The organism is Pedobacter sp. N23S346 (genome assembly GCF_048515415.1).
In the GTDB taxonomy this organism is placed as follows: Bacteria; Bacteroidota; Bacteroidia; order Sphingobacteriales; family Sphingobacteriaceae; genus Pedobacter.
On sequence record NZ_JBLYEE010000004.1, the window covers coordinates 267,165 to 287,356 of the forward strand.

The window sequence follows — 20,192 nt, forward strand, 5'->3', positions numbered from 1 at the left end:
AACCTGCCAAGTATCGTCAATCGTTTATAACACCATTGAATCTACTGTAGATAAGTTTTTCTCTTTGTAAGTCACCAACCGATAGATAGGTAATTTTAGCACTCCACAAAAAAAGCGCCATTGGCTATTAAAAACCAATGGCGCAAGCAAACACTAGGGGGTTAGACCTTTTACCTGGTTAAGAAATATGTTTTTACAATATTGGTTTTATCAATTTTAGCGGTAAATTGAAATTGTGTTCCAGTGAGATTCGCTACTGTGCAATACGAATCTCCTTCTGGAAAAATCATCGAAAATTCATCTCCCAAAGATGTGGTATAGGTCCCAATGGTACGCTGGTTAGTCAAACTCAATTCTACCTGATCATCGTTATTAGATTTGAAATCCATATAATCATCTTTAGTATAATTAAAGGTTCCGTTAAGGGATTGGTTTGTATTTCCCGATACTTCGATTCTATTTACTGTCCATTTCCCCATAATCCGGGCTTTTAAGGAAGTAGTATCCTTCTTACAAGATAATAATGCCGTGGTTGCGATAAAAAGCAATCCAATTATGGTAATTTGTTTTTTCATTTAGAATAGATTTAGGTTTTATTATAATTATTAACGCCGTTTTTCCAAATTTCGTGCAGATTACGAAAAAAGTCTTCCTTTGGAATTATAGTGTTACACTTAAACTAAATCGTTTACCAACGCGTTAAAGTTCATTTAGAATAGGTTTATATTGGTGTTTATCAGGTATAATTTCTATTTTCGCAAAAACTAAATTGAAATACATGGAAGAATTCGAAGTAAGTGATGCATCTAAGAAAACCAAAACCGTATATATTTCTACAATTATCAGTATTGCGCTGGTTTTATTAATGCTGGGCCTGCTTGGGTTGGTACTTGTACATGCCAAAAATCTGTCTAATTACGTAAAAGAAAATATTGTGCTCAACATTATTGTTGATGAAGGTGCAAAGGAAACAGACGTTCTGGCTTTTCAAAAGGAGTTAAATGCAAATCGTGTGGTAAAGCAAACCCAATATGTAAACAAAGAATTGGCAGCTAGAAATCTAACGCAGGATTTGGGCGAAGATTTTGTTAATTTTCTAGGTTACAATCCACTTACTTCTACTTTTGATGTTTATTTGAAAGCCGAATATGCCAATAATAAAAGCATAGAAGCACTGAAAGTGAGTATCGCTAAAAATCCTGTTGTTAAAGAAGTGGTTTACCAAAGTTCTTTAATAGACATGGTGAACAAAAATATCAATACCATTGGCTTAATCATTTTAGCATTTGCTGCACTGCTTTTAGTCATCGCAATTGCACTGATTAACAATACCATACGTTTAGCCATCTATTCCCAAAGATTTTTAATTAAAAGTATGCAGCTGGTTGGTGCAACGAAAAACTTTATCCGACGTCCTTTTTTATTATACGCGGCATTACATGGTTTAATTGCAGCTTTTATAGCAATTATCATTTTATTAGCCACTTTAATTTATGCACGTAAAGAAGTTCCGGAAATTATTATCCTAAACAACTATAAAGAATTTGGCTTTGTATTCGTTGGCTTAATTATTATTGGAATATTTATTACCGGCATAAGCACCTGGTTTGCAGTAAGCAGGTATTTACGTTTAAAATCTTATAATCTTTATAGATAATGGCATTAGAAAAAAAGACAGGTCCAATTACCAAGGACGTTAAAAGTGAATTAGTTTTCACCAAAAAAAACTATCAGTTATTGTTAATTAGCATCGCGATTGTAGCAGTAGGCTTTATTCTGATGATGGGTACAACAGGTGATATTTACGATTTCAGAAGAACCTTACTGGCACCGCTTGTTGTTCTTTTTGGTTTCGCTTTCGGCATTTACGCTATCTTAAAAAAATAACTTTTGCTTTAAATAAAGTCTTTTTTTAACTTTAAGGTATGACAACTACAAATTTGCAAATAGAAATAAATTCCTTGCCTATGAATCTTAGACAAGAAGTGGCAGATTTTGTTGAATTCTTAAAAACAAAAAACATAAACAAACCAAAATTAAAGTCACGAGAATTTGGTTATGCAAAAGGTAAAATCAAATTAGCTGATGATTTTGATGAACCATTGGAAATATTTTCGGATTATATTTAATGGCTTTTTTGTTAGACACACACACTTTCCTGTGGTTTGTTGAAGGTGATGATCAATTGCCTGCTTCAATAAAAAAAAAGATATTAGACATTAATAAATCTTGTTTCATCAGCATTGCTTCGCTTTGGGAAATCGCAATTAAAAAACAGATTGGAAAACTCAATTTAAACATCGGTTTTGATGAATTATTTAGATTTGCAGAAAGAAATCAAATTGAAATAATTTCAATTAATGAAGCACATCTAACAACATTACTAAATCTTGACTTTTTCAACAATGATCCTTTTGTTAGAATTATAGTATCTCAAGCAATCTCAGAAGATCTAATGCTCCTATCCAGAGATAAAAAATTAAAAAGCTATAAAGTAAAATTACAGTGGGATTAACCCATACAAATTTATTATGAACTATTTCGAAGCCATTGTCCTTGCTATTATCGAAGGGCTGACTGAGTTTTTGCCAGTATCGAGTACCGGGCATATGATCATTGCATCTTCATTTATGGGCATCGCGAGCGATCCATTTGTGAAATTGTTTACCATTGCCATTCAATTAGGGGCTATTCTCTCCGTATTGGTTTTATACTTCAAAAGATTTTTTAAATCCATCAACTTCTACATTAAACTTTTGGTTGCATTTATTCCGGCAGCAGTTTTTGGTTTGTTGTTAAGTAAGAAGATAGATGAACTTTTAGAAAGTCCGATGGCCGTGGGCATTTCATTACTGATTGGCGGCGTAATTCTTTTATTTGTAGATAAATGGTTCAATAAGCCAACTATTCACGAAGAAGAAGAAATAAATTATTTAACTGCTTTAAAAATTGGTTTCTTTCAATGCATTGCCATGATTCCCGGCGTTTCCCGCTCCGGAGCTACCATCATTGGCGGTATGACTCAGAAATTAAGCAGGAAGCTAGCAGCAGAATTTTCCTTCTTTTTAGCCGTTCCAACAATGTTCGCCGCTACAGGCAAAAAATTATTTGATTTTTATAAAGAAGGCAATACCATCACACATGAGCAGGTTAATCTACTGATTATAGGAAACGTAATTGCTTTCATTGTAGCACTTTTGGCCATTAAAAGCTTCATTGGCTTTTTAAATAAACATGGTTTTAAAATGTTCGGTTATTATAGAATTATTGCAGGCCTGGTGATTATTATCCTGTTGCTAACCGGCCACTCGATGCAAATAATTTAATCTGTATCTTTGTGCAAAAAAAGATTTGTGAGTACAGAAAATTCAAAGTTTAAAGATTTCAATTTTGCCGAGGGCGAACTGCTTTTAATTAATAAACCCTACAAATGGACTTCATTTGATGTGGTTGGCAAAATTCGCAACTCTTTAAAACCATTAAAATTAAAGGTAGGCCATGCAGGAACACTAGATCCACTGGCTACTGGCTTGTTAATCATCTGTACCGGTAAATTAACCAAGCAGATAGACACTTTCCAGGCAGAAGAAAAAGAATATACTGGCACCATGGTTCTCGGGGCCACTACGCCATCATTTGATATGGAAACGGAAGTTGATCAAACTTTTGACATTTCTGCCATTACCCAAGAGCAGATTTATGCTGCAACCACACCTTTTACCGGAGATATTGAGCAATACCCACCAGCACATTCAGCAGTAAAAATTAACGGCGAACGTTTGTATGTAAAAGCACGTTTGGGCGAAGAAGTAGAATTGCGTAAACGCTTTGTAACCGTTCCGGCCTTTGAAATCACCAGAATTGAGCTTCCCGAAATTGATTTCCGGATCGTGTGCAGCAAAGGCACTTACATTCGTTCACTGGTTTCTGATTTTGGAAAAGCACTTAACAGCGGCGCTTACCTATCAAAACTTACCCGAACCAGAAGTGGAAACTTTTTGCTTTCAAATTCGTTTGAGGTTCTGGAGCTTGTTAATTATATTCGTAGCAAGAAAGAAGAAATTAAAATTCAGGAGTAAAGATGAACCGAATTAAAAACAAGAATGCCCGGTTTGCAAAAGAAATCATTTTGATTGCTGCGGGGGTTACTTCAGCTTGTTTTGGTTTGAAAAGTTTCTTAATGCCCAGCCATTTCATTGATGGTGGCGTAACCGGGATTTCGCTCCTTTTAAGCACTTTAACCGGGTGGAACCTCTCCTACCTCATTGCCATCATCAATATTCCGTTTGTAATATTAGGCTTCAGGCAAATTGGAAAAGGTTTTGCCATTAAAACGGCTATTGCCATTGCGGCCTTATCTGTAGCTTTAATTGTATTGCCCTTTAAGCCCATTACCCACGATAAATTGCTCATCGCTTTCTTCGGTGGATTATTTTTAGGTGGAGGAATTGGCCTGTCCATGCGGGGTGGTTGCGTAATCGATGGCACCGAAGTACTCGCACTCTACATCAGTAAAAACAGCATTTTAACGGTTGGCAATCTTATTCTCATTTTAAACATCATCATCTTTGCCTTCGCTGCTTACTTTTTAAATATAGAAACAGCGCTCTATGCGATATTAACTTATTTATCAGCTTCTTACACTATCGATTTTATTGTGAATGGAATAGAGCAATACACCGGCGTAACCATCATCTCAGAACACCAGGAAGAAATAAAAAGCTATATTATTACCGAAATGAAACGCGGGGTAACCATTTATAAAGGCGAAGGTGGTTATGGAGAAAGAAAAGACATAGACATTGTTTTTACCGTGGTAACCAAACTGGAAATGAGCAAATTGCAAACAGCCATCAGAAATATAGATCCCGATGCCTTCGTGATACAACAACAAATTGCAGATTTAAAAGGTGGCGTAGTGAAGCGCCATGCTTTGCATTAATAAATATAATTATAGAAATTTGGGCGTGTCCCCAAGCTACGCAAGGGGTCGGGATGTACGCTAAATCCCCGATGAAAAATCGGGGTATACCGCTTCCATCCCTCACGCAAAACCCATAGTTAAAAGATTATTCCATTGAAAATATATCATAACCTATCAGAATTTACTAAGCTCAATAATGCAGTAGTAACCATCGGCACTTTCGATGGTGTTCACTTTGGGCACCAGAAAATCATCAGACAATTGGTTGCAAAGGCAAAGGCAGATCAGGGTGAAAGTGTTATTTTAACATTCTTCCCACATCCCAGGCTCATCATCGATCCAGAAAATCAAGATTTAAAGATGATCAACACCATTAATGAAAAGGCAGAGATTTTAAGGAGCCTGGGCGTTGATCATTTAATTATTACACCTTTCACACGCGATTTTTCCAACCAATTACCAGAAGACTACATTAAAAATACCCTGGTAAATAATATCGGAACCAAACACATCATCATTGGTTATGATCACCGTTTCGGAAAAGACCGTACAGGCAATTTAGCAGATTTGAAAGTTGCAGGCACTCATTTTGGTTTTACTATAGAAGAAATTATGGAACAGGATATTCACGATGTGGCCGTGAGTTCAACCAAAATCCGTCAGGCACTTTTGGCCGGAGATGTGAGCCTGGCATCCGATTATCTGGGTTATTCGTTCTCTATATTCGGTCGGGTAATAAAAGGCGATAAAATTGGCAGAACGATTGGCTTTCCAACAGCAAATATTTTCGTAGAAGAAACCTACAAACTCATTCCAGGCGACGGAATTTACGCCGTAACCGTTGAGATGGATGCGGTATACAATACCGAAAAACCTGAATCAGGGAACAGACTTCTGACTCCTGACTCCGGACTTCGGACTTTCAAAGGCATGGCGTATATCGGTCAAAGACCAACTATCAATGGAATGACGAGAAATATTGAAGTAAATATCTTCGATTTTAATCAGGAAATCTACGGTCAGGACATTAAAATGAATTTCTTGAAGTTCCTTCGTCATGATGTAAAGTTCACTGGTTTAGAAGCCCTGAAAGTTCAGCTCCAAAAAGATAAGGAAGATACACTGGCGTACTTCTCATCTTTAGAATAGGCAAGCTTAATCTAAATTTAACTTTCAAAAAAGCCTCATTTTCGCTATATTAGCAGCAATGAGGCTTTTTTATATCATATTTTTTTTAAGTGCACTGGTGAGTTTCGCAAGCTTTGCTAATCCAAAAAAAAATAGTACGACAAAAAATCAGCCTGCACAAGTTACGTCCATCTCTAAAAAAAGCAATTTAACGCTCAATCCTGGCATCACGCAGGATCAGGAAAGTTTACAAAAAAACCTGATCAGCAATGCGGTGGCTAAAATTCTTTTGGATCTATTTGCTGTTTTCCTTATCACCCTCGCACTTTTTCTTCCAGTAAAAATGAATAAGTCGGTATTGAAGCGACTTAAGTATAAATATTGGTGTTTGCTCAAAATGCTTTACCCGAAACACGTTTTCTGGTAAATTTTTAGGTTCACCACCATCAGGTGGAATACAACAGCCGGTTTAGCCGGAAATATTTTTACCATCATACCGATTACCAAAAATGCATTTACCAGATTTAATTGCCGATTTAGGATTAATCCTCGCCGCAGCAGGGATTACCACACTCATATTTAAAAGAATAAAGCAGCCCTTAGTTTTAGGTTACATTTTAGCAGGCTTACTTGTAGGCCCGCATTTAGATTTTTTTCCTTCCGTTACCGATACCAAAAGCATTAATATTTGGGGTGAGATTGGAGTAATCTTCCTCCTTTTTAGTTTGGGTTTAGAGTTCAGTTTTAAAAAGCTTGTTAAAGTAGGTGGCTCGGCGTCTATTACTGCCATTGTAGAAGTTGTTTTCATGCTCCTCATTGGTTTTTCTGCGGGAAAGCTAATGGGTTGGAAAACCATGGATAGTATTTTTCTTGGTGGTATCCTTTCTGTTTCTTCCACCACCATCATCATCAGGGCTTTCGAAGAACTGGGTGTTAAACATAAAAAATTCGCTGGTTTGGTATTTGGCGTACTCATTGTTGAAGATTTAGTTGCGATTTTATTGCTTGTTCTTCTATCTACACTTGCAGTGAGTCAGCAATTCGCCGGCACTGAAATGTTAATTTCGATTGCAAAACTGGCTTTCTTTTTAGTGCTGTGGTTTCTGGGTGGAATATTCCTCATCCCAACTTTCCTTAAAGCCACCAGGAAGCTTATGAACGATGAAACCATGTTGGTGGTTTCTTTAGCGCTATGTTTAATCATGGTGCTTCTGGCCGTGAAAGTTGGTTTTTCGCCGGCTTTGGGCGCTTTCATTATGGGCTCCATCCTGGCCGAAACCACACAGGCAGAAAGAATAGAACACCTTACCAAATCGGTAAAAGACTTATTTGCTGCCGTATTCTTCGTTTCTGTAGGGATGTTAATCGATCCAAAAATCCTGATCGACTATGGTTTACCGATCGTAATTATAACCTTAGCAACCATTCTAGGCAAGTTTTTAAGTTCAAGCCTTGGTGCATTACTTTCGGGTCAGCCATTGAAAACCTCTGTTCAGGCGGGAATGAGTTTGGCCCAGATCGGGGAATTTTCTTTCATCATTGCCACGTTGGGATTAACCTTAAAGGTAACGAGCGATTTTCTTTATCCCATTGCTGTGGCTGCATCAGCCATCACCACTTTTACAACCCCCTATCTGATTAAACATTCTGAATCGTTTTATAACTTCCTGAATAGAGTTTTACCAAAAAAATGGCTCGATGGAATCTCCAGATACAGCTCCAGTACTGCGGGAATGACCACACTGAGTGATTGGAAAATCCTTTTGCGTGGCTATGCTTTTAACACCGTGATCCACTCGGTAATTATCGTAGCCGTTATATTCCTGGCATCGCGTTATATTCAGCCTTTCATTGCCAATAATGTTGTAAATGGAATGAGATCGACCATCATTAGCCTGGTCGTTTCTTTCATCATCATGGCACCTTTTTTATGGGCCTTATCCATTAGGAGAATCCAGAAAACCGCTTATTCGCATTTGTGGTTAAGTAAAAAGTTTACCCGCGGACCGCTCATTGCAATTGAAGCATTTAGAATTGCATTAGGGGTATTTTTCGTAGGTTTCTTGGTATACGAATTTTTCGACACCTGGGTGGCTGCAGGAATAGCCTTGGTGCTAATGGTATTAATGATGTTTATCTTCTCTAGAAAACTTCAGGCATTTTATAATAAGCTGGAGAAACGTTTCATTTTAAACCTGAATGCGAGAGAAAACCAAAAACCAGATATTTTACCCTGGGATACGCATTTAACAGAAATAGTAGTTTCTCCGGAATCGGAAGTAGTGGGCCAAACACTTACCAGCTTAATGATTCGCGAAAAGTATGGAGTTAACATTGCCATGATTGAACGTGGGAGAACCCATATTCCAACACCAGGTAGAGATGAAAGACTATACCCGAACGACAAACTACTTTTGATTGGTGCAGATGATCAGCTGGCAGCGGTAAAAGCAATTTTAGAAGTAGATATTCCAGAAACTGAAAGCGAGAAAAACTTCCCGGATAAGGAGATGACATTGCAGAAAGTTGTAGTCAACATGGAATCTCCCGTTTACGGTTTAAGCATCAGAAATGCAGGTATCCGTGAGAAAGCACAGGCACTAATAGTTGGAATCGAACGTGGAACAGAAAGAATTCTAAATCCATCTTCTGATTTTACTTTCGATAACGGCGACGTGATCTGGATTGTTGGGAATAATAAGAAGATTAAGGAGGTAATTTAAAGTTGGAGGTCTTAAGTTGAATCAAGCCAAAAGTTTAGCTTTGAAGATGATCCTAGAAATTAAATGAATAAAGTCGGAAGTTTTGTTGCATTAATAAGATATACTTCCAGTCTTTTTACTAATTTATCTTCTAATTCTGTTCTTTCGACAAAGATCATCATAAAAATTAATTATTGGATAAAACCTGAACAGGTGCAAAACCAGTAGTTTTTGAAAACTTCATATTATGGACAAAATTTCGCATTGCATCAGAACAATCTATATGAACAAAGTTTAATCTAGCTAAATTTTCTTGAATAAATTTACAAGATAGAATCGGCTGTGGCAAAATACGTCCCGTTGAAGGATCCAAAAGATCCGCAATAGCGTTTACATGTAAACAATCGATGGGAAGAAGTGCAAAAGTTTCTCTGGCTACCCTAATAGCACAACTGCAAACGTAATCCTGATAGAGTTCGTTAAATTTCGTAGTAGTCATTTTTTTATTAGAGAGCTTTCCGTTAGCTGTAGCTGAAAGTACATAATCCGGTATAATATCTAATGTATTTACTGATACGTTTAATGTTAAACCAATACCATTGAAAACACAACTAATTCGCGTCCCTAATTGATTGATATTGGTAAAAGGATCGAAAAAAGAAATGGCATCTTTATAAGCTGAAGATTCCTTAGCCAAAACACCTGTAGCAATTAATCTTACCGTTTTCCAATCCTCCAGATCATTATTATATTGCTGTACATTTTGGTTGAATTCTTGAAGGTCCTTTCTTATGGCTTCATCGAGTGTTGACTGAAGATTCGCCCGTTTATTATGTTCTTTACCGAGTAATTTATCAAGTATTGAAGGCTTGTATAAATGAAGCGCTACTGCAGCTACCTCCTCTCTTTTTTTTGTTTTTTTTGGCTTGACAGGTTCAGGTTCTTGTAAAAATGTATTCCAGTTTAATGTTTCACTGCAACTCTTGTGTATTGAAATCAACATTTCTAAGTAATCATTGTAGGCATTTACAGCCGCGATACTGTCATTTCTAATTTGCTCTTTTAGATATTGTTGTTGTTGTTTAGCATGCGCTCGAGCCTGCCTTTCATTTGCCCTTGCAGTTCTTTTATAAGATGCATTTGCAGATCTGATAAAGCTATTTAATGTTGCCATATTTAAGAATGAATTGTCTTACAGTTTTAGATAATTTACTAAGAGATAAAGATATAGTAGGAATTTCATTTAGTGTTACGGGAAACCGTATAGTCAATATCCAGTTGTTTGAATGATAAAACTATTAAGATACAGATGACAATCACATTGCTTTTTCAACTCCTCAACTTCCTAATTACTCAACTTCCCAGCTTTCCAATACCCCTCTATCTTCAGACTAATTTTATATATTCGTAAACCTATGAAAGTTGATATAGAAAAAAGTGAATTTCTTGATGACATGATTGAGCAATGGCAAAACGATGGCTTAATTAATGAAGAAACCGGCAATAAGCTTCGGCAAAGTTATGAAGCTAAAAATTTCGACTGGTTAAGACTTGCTCAGTATGCCTTTTGGGTGGCACTGGCCTGTGGTTTTATTGCTTTAGGATCGCTTTTGATTGATAATTCTATTCTTAACTACCTCAAACGCGTTTACAATACCCCAAATATCGTGATTGCACTGGTATCTGCAGGAATCGCGGGTTGGCTATACATTTTGGGGGTTCGAAGGAAGAAAAAGCTGCCCAATCTTAAATTTAGTAATGAAGCAATTGTGTTTTCGGCCATTTTACTCACGGCGAATGCCATTGCCTATTTTGGCAAATCGCTGGATAATGGTACTGGAAATTTCACCGTTCTGATCTTAATTTCGGTGTTTATTTATGGCGGACTTGGTTATTTTTTCAATTCAAAGTTGATCTGGATCTTTGCATTAATATCTTTAGGCGCCTGGTTTGGTACAGAAACAGGATATTTAAGCCGCTGGAACTATTATTTTCTGGGCATGAATTACCCACTCAGGTTTGTGGTGTTTGGCGCCGCGTTAACCGCATCATCTTTCATCATGAAAGCGATTCCGAAAACAAAGCAATTTTTTCAGGTTACGTACCTGGCCGGAATGGTTTATTTGTTCATTTCGCTTTGGGCTCTATCTGTTTTTGGAAACTTCGCCAGTTTGGAAGAATGGTATTCTGTTCGCCAGTTGAACTTATTTTATTGGGCATTAATTTCTGCTGCAGTTTGCGTGGCCAGCACCTTATATGGTTTAAAATACCGTGATGATATTGCAAGGGAATTTGGAATCACATTCCTTTTTGTAAATCTCTATACCCGTTATTTCGAATATTTCTGGGATAGCTGGCACAAGGCGCTTTTCTTTTCGGTATTGGCTGCATCATTTTGGCTCATTGGCAGAAAAGCAGAGAAAATATGGAATGTAGAATTTTTAAAGTAAGAATGTATACGTTATCCTTCTTAATAGAAATTGCTTCGGCCGGCTGAAGAAGCCGCCTCGCAATGACGATGAATGGAAAAAAATCTTAACGCAATCGCTATATACGCAGAGTCGTAGCGAGACGCTATAACCAGATTTAGTAATAGAGATTGCTTCCTGAAAGCTGCCTCAATGACGATCGCATATAGTTTAACACCTTAGTTTTCTTCTCCTTGAACGTCATTGCGAGAACATTCTCCGATCCTTCATCGGTAATGTTCGTGGCACAATCTCCCCTTTGTTTTTGAACTGCTCTAACCGCAATGAGGTTGACATAAAACGGAGAAAAGCTGTTTTAATGAAGATGTCGCTATATGCGCTGAGTCGTAGCGAGATGCTACAACCAGATTTTTTATGCTTTGTATGAAAACGATTTTATTTTGTCCTTGCCGGACGGGCTCTCTTCTTTGGGCAACCAAAGAAGCAAAGTTGCCGGCTCGCAATTTTTTTGTTAAAGTCAGTGGGTAGGCTAGTTCAGTGCTATCCCTAAAAATTGACCATGCCGGTCTAAAAGCGGAACGAAGAGTCAATGCTTTGGCCTTACTAGGTGGCTACAGCAATTGCTTATTAACCTTATTTTAAAACCTTTAATGTAAAAAGCGATCATTTAACCTAGCAATAAAAGTCATAGCGATACGCTACAACAAGATTTTCGTTATGAAAAAACATCAAAATTTTACACTTGATTATCGGCAACATGCTTTACTCCCCTGCAACTCCCAACTCTAAACTCCCAACTAAAGACTTTGGACTCACGACTGCAGACTAAAAACCCTTACAAAATAATAACAACCTGTTTCACGATCAAATATGCCGCGAGTACATACAGGAATATCGCAATTGATTTATTAATAATCAGGCTACTTAATGCAAATTTATCCTGAATAAAAGTGGCAAAGTGAGCATAAACATATAAGGCACCCGCAGAGCCAAAACCAGATCCGATAGCAAAAACAATCAATGATAAATAATCAGTTTCTATCCATTCATGCAAAATCACATAGTTGCCAAAAAACAACCAGAAAGGAATTTGAACCGGATTTAACACTCCAAGGATTAATCCATACAATACACTTCCACTTCGTTTATCTTCCTTTTTATTACTGGTTATCGGTACCTTTTTACGGTTGACCCAGGTAATCGTTCCCATGGTAATGAACATAAGAATCATAAAGCAGTCTACTAAAGTGCCTAACCGCACTTCACTTACCGCTTCATTGGGATTAATATCGCTCATGGCCCAACGTGCAAAACGCATCATCCCAAACGTAAAAAATATTTCTACGCAAGAAAACGACAAGATAAAATACCACACCTGGCGCATGCCTTTGTTAATGGCCAACTGCGCAACGGTGAGATTGATATTGCCAGGAGGAATGTAGCCCATGGCGTTAAGTATAATGCCTATAAAAAAGGTTAGGAAAAGCATTGCCGAAATTATGGATTTAAATTCAAATGCGTTGCTAAATATTTACCTGTGTAAGAAGTTTTCTCTTTAATCAAATCTTCAGGCAAGCCTTCAAAAACCAATTTACCTCCACCATCACCACCTTCAGGCCCAATATCAATAACCCAATCTGCACATTTAATCATGTCCATATTGTGTTCAATTACCAAAATGGTATTCCCCTGCTCTATCAAAGTATTGAGCGCTTTCAACAACTTTTTAATATCATGGAAGTGCAAACCAGTGGTTGGCTCATCGAAAATAAATAACGTTTTATTGGCATTATTTCCTTTAATCAGGAATGAAGCAAGCTTAATCCGTTGTGCCTCTCCTCCCGATAAGGTATTTGATGATTGCCCCAAATGAACATAGCCTAAACCAACATCAACCAATGGATTTAACTTATTTAAAATTTTCTGTTCATCTGCAAAGAAATCGACAGCTTCATCGATGGTCATATCCAGAATTTCAGAAACATTTTTCTCCTTATAAGTAACGTCTAAAACCTGTTGTTTAAACCGTTTCCCTCCACAAGCCTCACAAGGCAAGTAGATATCGGCCATGAATTGCATTTCAATCTTCACTTCACCCTCACCCTGACAAACATCGCAACGGCCACCTTCCACATTAAAAGAAAATGCAGCAGGTTTTAGGCCAGCAGCTTTTGCCGAGGCCAAACCTGAAAACAGCGCACGGATATCATCCCAGGCTTTAACATAAGTAACGGGATTCGAACGACTGGAACGCCCGATCGGATTCTGATCCACCATCTCCACGGCACTCACCAAATCAGTATTTCCAAAAATACCATCATAAGCACCCGTTTGCTCACCTGCATAATTACCAATGGCTTTCTGCAAAGCAGGATAAAGAATTTTCTTCACCAAACTGGTTTTACCAGAGCCTGAAACACCACTCACTGCAGTGAAAACCCCCAAAGGAAACTTCACATCAATATTCTGAAGATTATTTTCGCGGGCACCTTTAATCAGAATATGATCTTTCCATTTACGTCGCTTTTCTGGTATGGCAATCTTTTCAATACCTGCTAAATATCGGCCAGTTAAACTATTGGTGTCTTTTAAAATTTCCTCATAATTTCCGCTGAACACGAGGTTACCACCATGCGTACCCGCTTCTGGGCCGATGTCGATAATATAATCAGCCGCACGCATCATTTCTTCTTCGTGTTCTACTACGATAACTGTATTACCTACATTTCTTAAGGATATTAAAACCTCTATTAATTTGTTGGTATCGCGGGGATGGAGTCCGATACTGGGCTCATCCAACACATAGATGGATCCCACCAGGCTACTGCCTAAAGAGGTTGCTAAGTTTATTCGTTGAGACTCCCCTCCAGATAACGTATTCGACAAACGATTCAGCGTTAAATAACCCAAACCAACATTGTTCAGGTAAAGAAAACGATTATCAATTTCAGCCAGCAAACGTTTCGCAATTTTCGCATCATTTACACTGAGCTTTAAATCATTAAAGAAAACCAAAGCTTTAGCCAATGGCATCAAAACGATATCGATAATAGATTTCTCTGCGATCTTAACATAGGATGCATCTTTACGTAAACGAGATCCCTGACAATCCGGGCAAGTCGTTTTTCCGCGGTAACGCGATAACATAACCCGATATTGAATTTTATAAGTTTGTTCTTCCAATTCCTTAAAAAAGGCATCGAGGCCGGAAAAGTGTTTATTACCTGTCCACAGCAACCGTTGTTCTTTAGCCGTTAACTGACTATAAGGCCTGTGGATTGGAAATTCAAATTTTGGGGCTACTTTAACAAAATTCTGCAACCACACGCTCATTTTCTCTCCCCTCCAGGGTGCAATGGCATTGTCGTAAACACTTTTGCTTTTATCAGGAATCACCAAATCTTCGTCGATTCCGATTACATTCCCATAACCTTCGCAACGTTTACAGGCTCCGTATGGATTATTAAAAGAGAAAAAATTAGGTGTTGGCTCTTCAAAACGGATTCCATCCAGTTCAAACCGATCACTGAAATGTTTAGTGTTCCCTTCGGCCTCCACATAACAATCACCCTTACCTTCAAAGAATGCCGTTTGTGCAGAATCTGCAAGTCGGCTTAACGTTTCTTCTTCCTGATTAACTACAATCCGATCGATGAGAATCTGCACCGTTTTATCATCAGTTAATTCTGCATCCTTAAAGTCGGCATCATCAAGCACTGATTCGATTTTCAAAACTTTCTCATCAATCAACACCCTTAAAAAGCCTTTCTGCAATAAGATGGCAAGTTCTTCTTTAATGGTTCTGTTGTTATGCGGATAGAGCGGACAAAAAATAGTTACCGTGGTATCTTCGGGCATGGCGCCCACGTAGTCTACCACAGAACTTACCGAATCTTTTTTTACTTCTTTACCTGATACCGGAGATATTGTTTTTCCGATCCGCGAGAAAAGTAACTTCAAATAATCATAAATTTCTGTTGACGTGCCTACCGTTGAGCGGGGGTTGGAAGTAATTACCTTTTGTTCTATCGCTATAGCAGGCGCAATCCCTTTAATATAATCTACATCTGGTTTATTCATCCTACCCATAAACTGACGGGCATAAGATGATAAACTTTCTACGTAACGGCGTTGTCCCTCAGCATATAAAGTATCAAATGCTAGCGAAGATTTCCCCGAACCAGACATGCCTGTAACCACCACCAATTTATTTTTCGGAATAGCAACATCAATGTTCTTAAGGTTGTGCACACGGGCACCTTTAATGATTATATTTTTATGCGGATCTTTTTCGGCCTCTTTTTTGCTCATGTATAGTTAAGAATATATTATAAAACCCCGGAAAGTAATTTGGGTTTTGAGATGATACAAAAATAGGGTACTAAGACGGTTAATTTATTTTTTAACATTTTATTTTTTGCATTTTGATAAAAAAATAACTTTCTTTGGATATTAACGACCTCAAAAACCAAACTAACTCAATAAAAAAACATAGGAGATAAGCTATAGAAATTAAACATCTACAAATTAATTTTTAGCAAACAGTACGGGATTTAGTGTAGGTAAACCTATGAATTTACAATCATATAACGATCAGGACCTCGTAAAGGTATATATTACTGGGAACGAAAACGGATTGCAGGAACTTTTACGAAGACATAAAAGCAAGATTTATACTTCTATCTATTTATTGGTTAAAGACCAATATCTGGCGGAAGATATTTTTCAGGATACTTTTATCAAAGTAATTAATACGCTGCGATCAGGAAGATATAACGAAGAAGGTAAGTTTTTACCTTGGGTAATGCGCATTGCACATAACCTTGTTATCGATTATTTTAGAAAAGAAAAAAGAACACCAATCATCACCAGTTCTGATGGAATGGATGTCTTCAATATGCTACAGTTTTATGACGAGAGCGCTGAAGAGAAAATGCTTCGCGATCAAACCCATAAAGATTTAAAGGAAATGATTCATTTATTACCTGATGAGCAAAAAGAAGTGCTTTTAATGCGCCATTATGCAGATTTAAGTTTCAAAGAAATAGCTGATTTAACCGATGTAAGCATCAATACTGCATTAGGACGCATGCGTTACGCTTTGAGCAATCTTAGAAAAATGCTCAAAACGAAAGAGATGACATACAAAGGGTAGCGTAAATGTTACAGTTTTTGTAGTAGGGTATAAAATAAAGCATCTGAACTATCGTTAAGTTTATAAACTTATCACATTTCGTTGCTTATGACAAAAACTTCTACATCAAACACTAGTGTAAATTTACCTATTCAAAACATGTTTCAGCCTAAAACTGACATCGAATCTGACGCAGAAATTAGCTTATTTTATGATCAAATAAAAGGTAAGCTGGATCGCTTAACGAAAAACCCTCAGGATGAAACCATCCGGAAGATTTTAGCTTACAGCAGCAAGAAGTAAAAATTACATGAGTTAAAAAAGGCTGTCCTACAAGTGTAGGGCAGCCTTTTTCGTTTACTATTCAGAACTGTTTTGCTAAATAATACCTCATTTTTGATGCATTGATTCAACGTCTAAGATGTCCCGATTTTTACAATTGAAAAAACAAAAAGTCTTACCTTTGCCTTAGTGTAATTTTAACACGAAGCAAAATGAATAAAAATCTTCTTCCACTAACGCTGGGTGGTTTGGGTATCGGAATAACAGAGTTTGTAATGATGGGGTTGCTGCCCGATATTGCAAAAGATTTAACGGTGACTATACCAAAAGCTGGCCATCTGATTTCTGCATATGCACTAGGTGTTGTAATTGGTGCGCCTTTATTGATCATGATTGCTGGGAAATATCCACCTAAAAAAATACTCATCGCACTGATGGTCATGTTTACGGCATTCAATGCTTTTTCAGCTTTTGCACCAAGTTTCAATACCTTATTTATTGCCAGGTTATTATCTGGTTTACCACATGGTGCCTTTTTCGGTGTCGGTTCTGTAGTGGCTAGTCGCATTGCACAAAAAGGGAAAGAAGCACAAGCCGTTTCTTTGATGTTTATGGGTTTAACCATTGCCAATATTGTTGGCGTTCCACTGGGTACATATATTGGCCATAATTTCTCCTGGAGGATTTCTTTCGCGGTGGTGGTTGCCGTTGGACTGATTACTTTATTGAGTCTTAAATTATGGCTACCCGCTTTAGAGGCTGCTAAAAATCGCGATTTGAAAGCTGAACTCAGTTTCTTCAAAAAGAGGGAAGCCTGGATTATAATTTTGATGATCTCCATCGGTACCGGTGGTTTATTTACCTGGTACAGTTATATTGCACCACTCATGACGGATGTAGCTGGCTTTTCACCAGAAGCGGTAACCTATATCCTGATGCTTGCTGGTTTAGGCATGATGGCAGGAAATTTTATAGGCGGCTTACTGGCGGATAAATATTCACCAGCCAAAGCTTCAGCCGTATTACTATTGGCAATGGTGGTTGCCTTAACCATTGTGCATTTTGTTTCGGCAAACCAGGTACTGGCGCTCGTAATGACATTTATCACTGGTGCAGTTGCGTTTTCACTGGCCGCACCAATCCAGATGCTGATGATTCAATCGGCCAAAGGTTCTGAAATGCTGGCCGCATCTGCAAGTCAGGCGAGTTTTAACATTGGAAATGCTTTAGGTGCATTCTTCGGAGGGTTACCTTTAGTTTATGGTTTTGATTATACTTCACCTGCTTATGTCGGCGCAGCAATGGCACTGATTGGTGCTTTCTTCGCCTTTTGGCTGATTAAAAGTAAATCAGGCAAAGCTGTGATTACCACAGAGCAAAAGTATGCTATAATGCATTAATCTTTTCTTGAATCATTATACATAGCAAAGATAAATGGTATCTCAGCGATTTGCTTGTTATATTTGCCCATGCTAAAAAAAGAACGTTATAAACTTTTTGTAGAACATTTCTCGGCCAAACAGCCAGATGCAGAAACAGAATTACATTACAACAATCCGTACCAGTTATTGGTAGCGGTAATTCTTTCTGCACAATGTACCGATAAGCGGGTAAATATGGTTACACCTGCCCTATTTCAGCGTTTTCCAAATGCAAAAGCATTGGCAGAAGTTACTCCAGATATCGTTTTTGATTACATCAAAAGTATCAGTTATCCAAATAACAAGGCAAAACACCTGGTTGGCATGGCCAATATTTTAGTTAACGAGTTTAATGATATAGTTCCTTCGGGGATAGATGACCTGCAAAAAATGCCAGGTGTTGGTCGCAAAACGGCAAATGTAATTGCTTCAGTGATTTATAATGCACCAGCGATGGCTGTAGATACGCATGTATTTCGTGTGTCCAACCGATTGGGATTAACGAACGGAAAAACACCTTTAGCGGTAGAAAAAGACTTAGTTAAGAATTTACCAAAACACGATATCCATATAGCGCACCACTGGCTCATTCTTCATGGCCGGTACGTTTGCTTGGCCAGAAGCCCGAAATGTGAAGTATGTGAAATTACCTATATGTGCAGGTATTTTGAACGATTAACCGCTCAAAAAGGACGTGATCTACTTAAAATAAAAATAATTTAATTTTACTATTGACATTAGCTAAAAAACCATTAACTTAGCTAAATATTTTAGCAATACAAGTTATTAACACGAGCATATTTTGCCGACAATTCAATTATATTTACGGAATCAAATCATAAACAAATGGCAAGCGCAAATCCTGATAAATTAAAAGCATTACAATTAACCCTAGATAAATTAGAAAAATCTTATGGTAAAGGCACCATAATGAAACTTGGCGATACCGCTATTGAACCGATTGATTTTATTTCTACAGGCTCAATCAGTTTGGATATTGCCTTGGGCATTGGTGGTATTCCAAAAGGAAGAGTAATCGAGATCTATGGTCCGGAATCTTCTGGTAAAACAACTTTGGCTACCCATATTATTGCAGAGGCACAGAAAAAAGGTGGCATAGCAGCATTTATTGATGCAGAGCATGCTTTCGATCAGTTTTATGCAAAAAAATTAGGCGTTGATACAGATAACCTGTTAATTTCTCAACCAGATAATGGTGAGCAGGCATTGGAAATTGCCGATAACTTAATCCGCTCTGGTGCTATTGATGTGATTGTGATTGACTCTGTTGCAGCATTGGTTCCTAAAAGTGAGATTGAAGGTGAAATGGGCGACAGTAAAATGGGATTACACGCCCGTTTAATGAGTCAGGCCTTACGTAAATTAACCGGAACGATCTCCAAAACCGGATGTTGCTGTATTTTCATCAACCAGTTACGTGATAAGATTGGGGTAATGTTTGGTAATCCAGAAACAACAACTGGTGGTAACGCTTTGAAATTCTACGCTTCTGTTCGTTTGGATATCCGCAGGATTTCTCAAATCAAAGATTCAGACGAAGTTTCTGGTAACCGTGTAAAAGTTAAAATCGTTAAAAATAAAGTAGCTCCTCCATTCCGAATCGCTGAATTTGATGTGATGTTTGGTGAAGGAATTTCGAAAAACGGTGAAATCGTAGATTTAGGTGTTGACTTTGGAATTATCAAAAAAGCCGGTTCATGGTATTCTTACGGTGACACCAAATTAGGACAAGGTAGAGATGCAGTGAAACAACTGCTAAGTGATAACCCAGAATTAGCAGATGAACTTGAAATTAAGATTAAAGCTGAAGTTACAGGTGAGAAATTAGCTGAAAAATAATCTCTAATAAAATTTTCATACAAAAAGGTGCTGCAAATAATTTACAGCGCCTTTTGTTGTTAAATGCAAAACTTAGTTTTGGCTAAATATTGCGTTAAAATCTTTGGTTACATATACGATAACCAATAATGCCGAGATAATTAAGGCACCTAAAATGATCACTCCCCAACTTCCATTCAGCTTATTTTTATCTTTTCTGATCAGGTAATATAAAATTCCGATAAGTGGTATTGCGCAAACAATCCAAAATATCAATGATGCTCCAGTCATATTTATAAATTCAATTTAATTATTCTTACTTGGAAGCTTAGG

21 protein-coding genes are annotated in these 20,192 nt (G+C 37.6%); 16 read left to right on the plus strand and 5 right to left on the minus strand.

Features of this window, described 5'->3' with window-relative positions; translation table 11 throughout:
- Nucleotides 1–170: 170 nt before the first annotated feature.
- Complete coding sequence (locus ACN1CD_RS09985) at nucleotides 171–575, minus strand: hypothetical protein (protein ID WP_419130248.1); 405 nt, start codon at nucleotides 573–575, stop codon at nucleotides 171–173.
- 203 nt (nucleotides 576–778) lie between these two features.
- Here ACN1CD_RS09985 and ACN1CD_RS09990 point away from each other — a divergent pair, with 203 nt between their 5' ends.
- The 10 genes from ACN1CD_RS09990 to ACN1CD_RS10035 all read left to right on the plus strand — a co-directional run bounded on the left by ACN1CD_RS09990 (nucleotide 779) and on the right by ACN1CD_RS10035 (nucleotide 8,775).
- Entirely contained in the window at nucleotides 779–1,657 is an 879-nt protein-coding gene (locus tag ACN1CD_RS09990; RefSeq protein ID WP_419130249.1) for a cell division protein FtsX, read from the plus strand.
- Nucleotides 1,657–1,887 (plus strand): DUF3098 domain-containing protein, encoded by a 231-nt coding sequence (locus ACN1CD_RS09995; RefSeq protein WP_419130250.1) that lies wholly within the window; start codon nucleotides 1,657–1,659, stop codon nucleotides 1,885–1,887. Before ACN1CD_RS09990 ends, ACN1CD_RS09995 begins: the two co-directional genes overlap by 1 nt.
- A gap of 38 nt (nucleotides 1,888–1,925) precedes the next feature.
- Entirely contained in the window at nucleotides 1,926–2,129 is a 204-nt protein-coding gene (locus tag ACN1CD_RS10000) for a DUF2281 domain-containing protein (RefSeq protein WP_419130251.1), read from the plus strand.
- A complete protein-coding gene (locus ACN1CD_RS10005; protein ID WP_419130252.1) occupies nucleotides 2,129–2,515 on the plus strand; it encodes a type II toxin-antitoxin system VapC family toxin in 387 nt (128 codons plus the stop codon). Before ACN1CD_RS10000 ends, ACN1CD_RS10005 begins: the two co-directional genes overlap by 1 nt.
- Nucleotides 2,516–2,531: 16 nt before the next feature.
- Complete coding sequence (locus ACN1CD_RS10010; RefSeq protein WP_419130253.1) at nucleotides 2,532–3,326, plus strand: undecaprenyl-diphosphate phosphatase; 795 nt, start codon at nucleotides 2,532–2,534, stop codon at nucleotides 3,324–3,326.
- Nucleotides 3,327–3,353: 27 nt separating this feature from the next.
- On the plus strand, nucleotides 3,354–4,079 hold the full coding sequence (gene truB / locus ACN1CD_RS10015; protein WP_419130254.1) for a tRNA pseudouridine(55) synthase TruB: 726 nt from the start codon (nucleotides 3,354–3,356) through the stop codon (nucleotides 4,077–4,079).
- Nucleotides 4,080–4,081: 2 nt separating this feature from the next.
- Nucleotides 4,082–4,942 carry a YitT family protein gene (locus ACN1CD_RS10020; protein ID WP_419130255.1) on the plus strand — a complete coding sequence of 287 codons (861 nt, stop codon included), beginning with the start codon at nucleotides 4,082–4,084 and terminating at the stop codon, nucleotides 4,940–4,942.
- Nucleotides 4,943–5,077: 135 nt separating this feature from the next.
- A complete protein-coding gene (locus ACN1CD_RS10025; protein ID WP_419130256.1) occupies nucleotides 5,078–6,073 on the plus strand; it encodes a bifunctional riboflavin kinase/FAD synthetase in 996 nt (331 codons plus the stop codon).
- A 58-nt stretch (nucleotides 6,074–6,131) separates the two neighbouring features.
- Nucleotides 6,132–6,479 (plus strand): hypothetical protein, encoded by a 348-nt coding sequence (locus ACN1CD_RS10030; protein ID WP_419130257.1) that lies wholly within the window; start codon nucleotides 6,132–6,134, stop codon nucleotides 6,477–6,479.
- Between the two features lie 82 nt (nucleotides 6,480–6,561).
- Complete coding sequence (locus tag ACN1CD_RS10035) at nucleotides 6,562–8,775, plus strand: cation:proton antiporter (protein ID WP_419130258.1); 2,214 nt, start codon at nucleotides 6,562–6,564, stop codon at nucleotides 8,773–8,775.
- A 166-nt stretch (nucleotides 8,776–8,941) separates the two neighbouring features.
- Here ACN1CD_RS10035 and ACN1CD_RS10040 read toward each other — a convergent pair whose 3' ends face one another.
- The gene (locus ACN1CD_RS10040) at nucleotides 8,942–9,928 is read right to left on the minus strand and encodes a hypothetical protein (protein ID WP_419130259.1); all 987 of its coding nucleotides are present in this window, start codon (nucleotides 9,926–9,928) and stop codon (nucleotides 8,942–8,944) included.
- A gap of 241 nt (nucleotides 9,929–10,169) precedes the next feature.
- On the opposite strand from ACN1CD_RS10040, the gene ACN1CD_RS10045 reads away from it, so the two are divergent.
- The gene (locus tag ACN1CD_RS10045) at nucleotides 10,170–11,204 is read left to right on the plus strand and encodes a DUF2157 domain-containing protein (protein ID WP_419130260.1); all 1,035 of its coding nucleotides are present in this window, start codon (nucleotides 10,170–10,172) and stop codon (nucleotides 11,202–11,204) included.
- Nucleotides 11,205–12,018: 814 nt separating this feature from the next.
- Here ACN1CD_RS10045 and ACN1CD_RS10050 read toward each other — a convergent pair.
- Nucleotides 12,019–12,672: a LysE family transporter gene (locus ACN1CD_RS10050; RefSeq protein WP_419130261.1), complete on the minus strand. Its 654-nt coding sequence runs from the start codon at nucleotides 12,670–12,672 to the stop codon at nucleotides 12,019–12,021.
- Between the two features lie 8 nt (nucleotides 12,673–12,680).
- Nucleotides 12,681–15,494, minus strand: coding sequence for an excinuclease ABC subunit UvrA (gene uvrA, locus ACN1CD_RS10055; RefSeq protein WP_419130262.1), 2,814 nt, complete (start codon nucleotides 15,492–15,494; stop codon nucleotides 12,681–12,683).
- A 259-nt stretch (nucleotides 15,495–15,753) separates the two neighbouring features.
- Here uvrA and ACN1CD_RS10060 point away from each other — a divergent pair, with 259 nt between their 5' ends.
- The 5 genes from ACN1CD_RS10060 (at nucleotide 15,754) to recA (ending at nucleotide 19,880) form a co-directional block, all read left to right on the plus strand.
- Nucleotides 15,754–16,338, plus strand: coding sequence for an RNA polymerase sigma factor (locus tag ACN1CD_RS10060; protein WP_419130263.1), 585 nt, complete (start codon nucleotides 15,754–15,756; stop codon nucleotides 16,336–16,338).
- Nucleotides 16,339–16,476: 138 nt separating this feature from the next.
- Nucleotides 16,477–16,620 carry a hypothetical protein gene (locus ACN1CD_RS10065; protein ID WP_419130264.1) on the plus strand — a complete coding sequence of 48 codons (144 nt, stop codon included), beginning with the start codon at nucleotides 16,477–16,479 and terminating at the stop codon, nucleotides 16,618–16,620.
- A 191-nt stretch (nucleotides 16,621–16,811) separates the two neighbouring features.
- The gene (locus tag ACN1CD_RS10070) at nucleotides 16,812–17,999 is read left to right on the plus strand and encodes an MFS transporter (RefSeq protein ID WP_419130265.1); all 1,188 of its coding nucleotides are present in this window, start codon (nucleotides 16,812–16,814) and stop codon (nucleotides 17,997–17,999) included.
- A gap of 69 nt (nucleotides 18,000–18,068) precedes the next feature.
- Nucleotides 18,069–18,743: an endonuclease III gene (gene nth / locus ACN1CD_RS10075; RefSeq protein ID WP_419130266.1), complete on the plus strand. Its 675-nt coding sequence runs from the start codon at nucleotides 18,069–18,071 to the stop codon at nucleotides 18,741–18,743.
- A gap of 123 nt (nucleotides 18,744–18,866) precedes the next feature.
- On the plus strand, nucleotides 18,867–19,880 hold the full coding sequence (recA, locus tag ACN1CD_RS10080; protein WP_154278924.1) for a recombinase RecA: 1,014 nt from the start codon (nucleotides 18,867–18,869) through the stop codon (nucleotides 19,878–19,880).
- Between the two features lie 72 nt (nucleotides 19,881–19,952).
- On the opposite strand, the gene ACN1CD_RS10085 is transcribed toward recA, so the two are convergent.
- Entirely contained in the window at nucleotides 19,953–20,150 is a 198-nt protein-coding gene (locus tag ACN1CD_RS10085) for a hypothetical protein (RefSeq protein ID WP_154278923.1), read from the minus strand.
- Nucleotides 20,151–20,192: the final 42 nt, after the last annotated feature.